Below are 6440 nucleotides of genomic sequence, written 5' to 3' on the forward strand. Positions count from 1 at the left end.
CGTGGTCACTTCCCGCTCTGCTTCGTGTGGGTGTCCCGGCCGTCGGGGCGGGGGGCCGGCGGTTCGTAGCGCAGCGGTGTGAGCTGGCTGACGTCGTAGCGCTTGCGCATCTCGGCGACGGCGGCGGGGTCGACGGCGGTGCCGCGCGACCAGATCTCCGCGATCTCCTCGAAGTAGTCCTCGTGGTCGGGCGAGGGGAAGCTCTGGAAGAGCATCCTGACCGGCTTGTCGGTGGCGTTGCGGAAGGCGTGCGGGGTGCCGGGCGGCACGAACATGCAGCTGCCCTCCCCGGCGCGGACGACGCGGTCGCCCTTGACGGACTCCCAGTGGTGCCAGGTGTCCTTCGTGCGCTCGGTCGGCTCGAAGCACAGCAGGTCCAGCTCGCCGTCCAGGACGTAGAAGAACTCCTGGCCCTTTTCGTGCACATGGGCTCCGACGTCGAAGCCGGGCGGGACGATCACCTCGAAGATGGAGACGGCGGATCCCATCTCCTTCGTGGCTTTGAACGTCACCTCCTGCGCCGGGGTGATCAGCTTGCGCCCGGCTCCCGCCGGGAGGATGAGGTCGGTCATGGGCTTCGCTTCCTTCGTCCGTGCACGGGCTCAGGCGACGGTCTGGGAGACGTCGGCGGCCCAGGTGCCGAGGGCCATCTCGGCGGTGATGCCGGGGCCGAAGCCGGCGATCAGGCCGGTGGCGCCGAGGGCCGGGGTGTCCTCCTCGAACAGCCTGCGGGCGGCTTCGAGCACGACGGCGCTGGCGATGTTCCCGTACTCGCTCAGGGTCGACCAGCTGTGCCGGAAGACGTCGCGGTCGACCTCGAGGAACTTGGCGAGGTCGTCGAGGATGCGCGGGCCGCCGGCGTGGATGATGTAGAAGTCGAGCTTGCCGGCGTCCCAGCTGTGGTCCTTGGCCAGCTCGCGCAGGACCGGGGCGAGCGGCTCCATCGTGCCGGGCACGCGGCGGTCCAGCTGGAAGTGGAAGCCGGTGTCCTTGACGGCGTAGGAGATCCAGTCCTCGGTGTCGGGGATGAGGTAGGAGGCGTTGCGTTCCAGTTCGATGCCGGTGCCGCCCAGGCCGCGGACGACGGCGGCGGCGACCGCGTCGCCGAACAGGCCGTCGGACAGCAGCGAGCCGATGTCGTCGGCCTCGGGCTGGTAGCACAGCGAGCACAGCTCGCAGGAGACGATCAGGACGTTGCTGCCGGGGTGGGCCACGCAGAAGTCGTGGGCCCGGTTGATCGCCGCGCCGCCCGCCGCGCAGCCCAGCTGGGAGATGGGGATCTGCCGGGTGTCCGAGCGGAAGCCCATCTTGTTGATGAGCCAGGCCGTCAGGGACGGCATCAGGAAGCCGGTGCACGACACGTAGATGATCGCGTCGATGTCACGGGCCGTCAGCTCGGCGTTGGCCAGGGCCTGTTCGATGACCTGGGGGGTGCGCTTCTTCGACTCGAGCTCGTAGATGCGGTTGCGCTCTTCGAAGCCCGGGTGCCGCAGGGTCTTCTCGATGGGCTGGACTATGTGCCGCTTCTTCACGCCGGTGTTGCGGATCAGGCGGAGCGCCAGGGGGAGCTGCGGCTTGCCGGCATGCGCTTTTTCCGCAAATTCCAGAGTCTCTTCCACCGTGATGACATATTCCGGCGCGCTCATCGCCGGCTTGCATAGCCTGGGCATATCTGGAATCCACTTCTCTTGGAGTCTCGACAGCAAGGGCAGTAGGACGTCGAGCTGACGGAGGGTCACCTTCGCCTGCCCATGGGCGCGTCGGCGCGCGGCCCGGACAGCACCGGGCCGCGACGGTCTCCTCAGCGGTGCGGTGCGGTCGGAGGGCCGGCGCGGCGGCCTCGGCGGCCGGGCCGTGGGGATCCGGGGGCCTTCCGGCTCCCCCGGGTGAGGGACCCGCACCCGGCCGGGGGCGGCGGGGCGGGCGGGTCCGGTGGGGCGAGGACCGCCCGAGCGGCGGGAGGCGGGGCCGGGGCGGCCCTGCGGCGCCGCTCACCCGAGGGGTGCGCTCCCCGCGGTCGGGTGCGGCGGGTGCGGCAGGTCCGTCAGCGGGTCCGGCGCCGCACGGGCCGGTGCAGGACGGGGTCTGCCGGGAGTTCGCCTGCTCCGTCGGACCGGGGAGCGCCTGGGCCCCGCCCGCGTGAACCGGCGGGCGACGCTCGCCCCACTGCGTCGGTGCTGTTTTTGGGCAGGCGATAGATGCCGGAATCGTGACACAGGCAGAGGACCCCCGCCAAGCGCTTCTCCAAGTGACCCAAGTCACAGATGATCTGAGGGGGTGACGGGTCCGGCCGGGTCTGCCCCGCGCACGGTGAAGCGGCCCTCCCGGGCGGACGGGCGCGCCCGCGGACCGCTGCCGCCGGCGCCCCGGCGGGCGCGGCCGCATGCCTTGTTTCGGCCTCAACGGGCGTGCGCGGAAAGCTGGTTCGCCGAGCGGCGGACCGCCGCGGGCGCGGGGCGCCCTGATAGCGTGCCGCGAGGTTCGCCGTGCCAGCGCAGTGCGGGTGTGCGCCGGCCGGCGGCGTCCACGGGGAGTCGGCCGGCCCGGCCGCCGCGGGTCCGCCCTGTCCGTGCGGCGCTCGGGCGGGACGCCGGGCCCGCACGGGCACGTCCTGTCGCCGTTCCCCGCCCGTCACATTCGCGGGCTTCGGCCTGTCAGACATTACGAGGCACTGGTGGGAGGGTGTGACCCGATGAACGACAACGACTGGCTGGCCGCTCGGTTCGAGAGCGACCGCCCCCGTCTGCGGGCGGTGGCGTACCGGGTGCTCGGCTCGCTGACCGAGGCGGACGACGCCGTGCAGGAGACCTGGCTCCGGGTCACCCGCTCGGACGCCGCCGCGGTGGAGAACATGAGCGGCTGGCTCACCACCATCGTGGCCCGCGTGTCGTTGAACATGCTCCAGTCGCGCAAGTCGCGCCGCGAGGATCTCGTGGACGTCCCCGAGGACGACGGCTCGCACCGGCTGGGCACGGTGGCCGACCCGGAGCAGGAGGCGCTGCTCGCCGAGTCGGTCGGCGCCGCCATGTTCCTCATCCTCGACACGCTCACGCCCGCCGAGCGGCTGGCGTTCGTGCTGCACGACATGTTCGCGGTGCCCTTCGAGGAGATCGCGGCGATCATGGACCGCACCCCGGCCGCGGCCCGCCAGCTGGCCAGCCGGGCCCGCCGGCGCTTCCAGCAGCAGGACGGCGGCGCGCAGGCCGCGGGCGCCGCCCCGCAGAGCCTCCCGGTCCAGGACGAGAGCGCCGACGCCGCCCAGGCCGACTCCATCCACGCCTTCCTCACCGCCTCCCGCGAGGGCGACTTCGAGGCGCTGCTGGCCGTGCTCGCCCCGGACATCGTGGTCCGCGCCGACCGGGCGGCCGTGCGGATGGGCGTGGCCACGGGCATGGACGTGCCCGACGAGATCCGCGGCGCCGACGCCGTCACCCGCGCCTTCACCCGCTTCACCCTGGCCCCGGTGCCCGCCCTCGTCGACGGGCGCGCCGGACTGGCCTACGTCCAGGACGGCGTGCCGCGAGGGGTGTTCCTCTTCCGGATCACCGACGGCCTGATCAGCGCCATCGACCTGCGGGCCGACCTGACCGGCCTGGACATCATCGTCCTGGACTGAACCGACGGGGCACCTCCCCCCGGGGCAGCGCGCAGCGGGCGGGTCCGCACCGGACCCGCCCGCCCGCATCTCCCCCGCCGGAGCCACCCCTCCCCTCCCCCGCGGGTCCGGCCGCCGACGACCGCGGCCGGACGCGCGGGCCCCGGCCGGTGGCCCCGGCCGGGCCTGCGGCGCCTCGCGGGGCGGTGGTGCCCGGCCGGGGGCTGCGGCCGGCCCTTGAGGCGGAGCAACGTCCCCTCGAAGGGCGGGAGTTCGGCGTGCGACGGCAGGCCTGCCGACCCGTCGCGGACGCCGGCCGGGGCTCGGGGCGACGGCCGGCGTGACCGCGGCGCGGGGCATCAGGGCCGGCCGCGCGCACCGGTCCGCCCGCTCGGAGCCGTCTGTCAGGCGGGGCGCGCCGGGGCTCGCCGCTGCCCGCCCGCGCCGCCCTGCGGCCGCATCCTGTGACCGGCTTTCGTGGCCGGATCCCGCGAGCCTTCCCGGGGGCCGGCGGTCGCGACGGCCGCCGCCAGCCGCGCCGGCGCGGGTCGGCCCCCCGGGGCGCTGCGCGGCGTCGGGGAAGGTCCCCTGAGAGCGGCTGGAGGATCGATGGGCAATGGCTCGGTCCTACCTGGTGGTCGCTTGGCGCGACGACCTCCGGCTCGTAGGGTCGCGCTCAGTGGCCAGGGCACTGACTGCCCGACGCCGCGAGGGGGACACCGGCAGGTGGTCAGGAAACGTTGTCGCAGCACAGGCGTCCGCCACCCTCCACCGGGCGTCCGGTGACCGGATGCGGCCCGGCAGGGCCGCCGCCCGGCAGTCGGCCGGGCACCGTCCGACGCCCGGCCGCCGACCACACCAGGCCAGGAAATGGGGAGTTCAGCGATGGCGGACGAGCCCGGCAGTCCGGATGCGTGGCGCATCGCGGAGTTGGAGCGCGAGGTTCGGGAGCTTCGCCGCACCAACGAGGCGCTGCGGGGGTATGTGGCCCGGGAGCCCGAGCTCCCGAACGGCGTCACACGGAGTGTCACCAACGGCGGCCGGCACATGGCGGCCGCACCACCCGGACGGGCGGCGGACCCCCGGTGGGCCCCGGAGCGACCGCCGCGGATTCCCGAACCTCCGCGCCCCATGGTCGAGTTCCGCGCGCTGGGCCCGATCGAGGCGGTCGTCGGCGGCCGCCTCGTCGACTCCGGAGCGCCCAAGCAGCGCGCGCTGCTGGCCCTGCTGGTGAGCAAGGTCGGCGAGCCGGTGGCCGTCGACGTGATCGTCGAGGAGCTGTGGGCCGGGAGCCCGCCGCCGTCGGCGATCGCCTCGCTCCAGGCCTACGTCGCCAACCTGCGGCGCGTGCTGGAGCCCGGCCGTGCGCCGCGGACCGCGCCGAGGGTGCTGCGCACCTACGGGCGCGGCTATCTGCTGGACAGCCGGGTCGTCGAGGTCGACGTGCACCGCTTCGGCGAACAGGCCGTCGCCGGCTGGCAGGCGCTGGACTGGGGCGATCCGCGGCGCGCGGTCGGCGAGTTCGAGGCGGCGCTGGCGCTGTGGCGCGGGCAGGCCTACGCCGAGGTGGCCGACACCGCCTGTGTGCGGCCCGACGTGGCGCGGCTGGAGGAGCTGCGGCTGTCCGTGGTCGAGGGGCGCTGCGCGGCGCTGCTCGCGGCCGGCGCCCACGAGATCGCGGTGGCCGAGCTCGAGGCCTTCATCCAGGCCCACCCGTTGCGCGAGTACGGCTGTGAGCTGCTGAGCCTTGCCCTGTACCGGGCGGGCCGGCAGGCCGGCGCGCTGGCGGTGCTGCGCACCAACAGAAAGCGGCTGGCGGACGAGTTGGGCGTCGATCCGCGGCCGGCGCTGCAGCTGCTGGAGCAGCAGATCCTCAACCAGGCGCCGTCGCTGGACTGGCGGCCGCAGCCCCGGGAAGTGGCGAAGTCGGCCTGAGACGACCGCTGCCGGCCGCCCGTCCCGCGCCGGGACTCGACCGTGGCTCGAGTCCGGGGGCCGATACTCGGGGTCCGGGACGCACGAGCCCCGCGGGAGATCGAGCGGTACCGCTTGCGGCGTCATCGCCTCGGATCCGACGGATCCTGCCGTGCCGAACGGCGCCGAGACCGGCAGGTTCCCGGGGAGCGTCCCGCACCACACTTTCCGACGACGGGTTCGTCCACCGCATCGCCCCGTCCTCGACCGGCGAGGAGATCTGCAGGAGCCGGTCGTCCTACCAGCGGCAGCCCGGGCCGAAGGCCACATGCCGCTGTCCGACTCCGAAGAGAACCAGGGAAGTTGAGGGCATGGACAGCACCCGGACCAGTCCCGCGGAGGCCGTCGAGGACGCGCTCCGCCGGTTCTTCGCCGCCCGCCGCGACGAAGCCGCGGCCATCGGCCCCGCCTGCGCCGACGTGGTCACCGAACTGGAGAGCTACGTCCTGCGCGGCGGCAAACGCGTCCGCCCCACCTTCGCCTGGCTCGGCTGGCTCGGCGCCGGCGGCGACCCGGACAGCGACACCGCACAGGCGGTGATACAGATCGGCGCCGCGCTGGAACTGTTCCACGCGTACGGCCTCATCCATGACGATGTCATCGACGCCTCACCGACACGGCGGGGCGCTCCGGCCGCCCATGTGCTGTTCGCCCGCCGCCACCGCGAACGCTGCTGGAACGGCGACGCGGACCTGTTCGGCACCGGCACCGCCATCCTCACCGGCGACCTCGCCCAGGGCTGGGCCGACGACCTCCTGCACGACAGCGGACTCCCCGCCCCGGCCCAGGACCGCGTCGCCCCCGTCTGGTCGGCCCTGCGCACCGAAGTCCTCTACGGCCAGCTCCTCGACGTCACCGCCGAAGCCTGCGG

At 74.1% G+C, this 6440-nt stretch carries 5 protein-coding genes; 3 read left to right on the plus strand and 2 right to left on the minus strand.

The window, feature by feature from the left end:
* Positions 1–5 precede the first annotated feature (5 nt).
* Both J2X68_RS39280 and J2X68_RS39285 read right to left on the minus strand, forming a co-directional pair.
* A complete protein-coding gene (locus J2X68_RS39280) occupies positions 6–572 on the minus strand; it encodes a cupin domain-containing protein (RefSeq protein WP_310437411.1) in 567 nt (188 codons plus the stop codon).
* A 30-nt stretch (positions 573–602) separates the two neighbouring features.
* The gene (locus tag J2X68_RS39285; RefSeq protein WP_310437412.1) at positions 603–1670 is read right to left on the minus strand and encodes a type III polyketide synthase; all 1068 of its coding nucleotides are present in this window, start codon (positions 1668–1670) and stop codon (positions 603–605) included.
* Between the two features lie 1022 nt (positions 1671–2692).
* Between J2X68_RS39285 and J2X68_RS39290 the strand changes: the two genes are divergently transcribed.
* The 3 genes from J2X68_RS39290 to J2X68_RS39300 form a co-directional block, all read left to right on the plus strand.
* Positions 2693–3616, plus strand: a complete 924-nt coding sequence (locus tag J2X68_RS39290; protein ID WP_310437413.1) for a sigma-70 family RNA polymerase sigma factor — start codon at positions 2693–2695, stop codon at positions 3614–3616.
* Positions 3617–4480: 864 nt separating this feature from the next.
* On the plus strand, positions 4481–5530 hold the full coding sequence (locus tag J2X68_RS39295; protein ID WP_310437414.1) for an AfsR/SARP family transcriptional regulator: 1050 nt from the start codon (positions 4481–4483) through the stop codon (positions 5528–5530).
* Between the two features lie 350 nt (positions 5531–5880).
* Positions 5881–6440: polyprenyl synthetase family protein (locus J2X68_RS39300; RefSeq protein ID WP_310437415.1), on the plus strand; the 560-nt coding region annotated here is incomplete at its 3' end.

Origin of the sequence: Streptomyces sp. 3330, from assembly GCF_031456635.1 — a bacterium.
In the GTDB taxonomy this organism is placed as follows: Bacteria; Actinomycetota; Actinomycetes; order Streptomycetales; family Streptomycetaceae; genus Streptomyces.

Coding starts and splice junctions, on each gene's coding strand:
- J2X68_RS39280 (WP_310437411.1), bottom strand. CDS start 572: ATGACCGACCTCATCCTCCCGGCGGGAGCCGGGCGCAAGCTGATCACC.
- J2X68_RS39285 (WP_310437412.1), bottom strand. CDS start 1,670: ATGCCCAGGCTATGCAAGCCGGCGATGAGCGCGCCGGAATATGTCATC.
- J2X68_RS39290 (WP_310437413.1), top strand. CDS start 2,693: ATGAACGACAACGACTGGCTGGCCGCTCGGTTCGAGAGCGACCGCCCC.
- J2X68_RS39295 (WP_310437414.1), top strand. CDS start 4,481: ATGGCGGACGAGCCCGGCAGTCCGGATGCGTGGCGCATCGCGGAGTTG.